This window comes from Facklamia sp. P13069 (genome assembly GCF_050409405.1).
GTDB lineage: Bacteria > Bacillota > Bacilli > Lactobacillales > Aerococcaceae > Facklamia.
In genome coordinates this window covers 1-619 of record NZ_JBNUPN010000061.1, presented here as the reverse complement: position 1 = coordinate 619, position 619 = coordinate 1, and the positions used below count along the sequence as shown (strand labels likewise).

Genomic DNA, 619 nt, shown 5'->3' with positions numbered 1-619 from the left:
CCAACCATTTTGCTTGGACGATCACTTCTTTATTCGTATACTTTCGGCCATTGGCACAAGCTTTAACATGGGTGCCGTCAATGAAAATAGCTTTAGAATCAATCATGTCCGCTTCAAAACACTGTGTGAGAATCTGGCTAAAGATCTGTTGGGCGATACTTGTCCCTTCGAAACGACGCTTATAATTTTTTCCAAAAGTTGAAAAATGTGGCACTGGGTCAGTGAGAGATAACCCTAAAAACCAACGATATGCGACATTCACCTGAATTTCTTGAATGGTTTGGCGCATACTTGGAATACCAAAGAGATATTGAATGATAGGGATTTTAATCAGTGTCACTGGGTCAATGCTCGGACGTCCATTATCTAAGCAATAAACATCTTCTACCAGTCCATAAATAAAAGAAAAATCAATATGTCGATCAATTTTTCTCAGAAGATGTTCTTCTGGAACAAGGTCTTCGAGCGCATGAAAAGCCATCTGATGACGTGCTTCGAACGTTTTACTTTCTGCATTAGTGGACATCATAGAAATCACCCGTTTTCTTTTTATTATATATCAAAAAGCCCTCTAAATCACCATAGGTTGGTGATTTAGAGGACTTTGTCTACAGTCTGA

At 38.8% G+C, this 619-nt stretch carries 1 protein-coding gene; it reads right to left on the bottom strand.

Annotated elements, in window-relative coordinates; all coding sequences use genetic code 11:
• Positions 1–529 (bottom strand): transposase (locus tag ACQV2T_RS09350; RefSeq protein WP_428893591.1); only part of this gene is annotated, 529 nt, incomplete at its 3' end.
• Positions 530–619 lie beyond the last annotated feature (90 nt).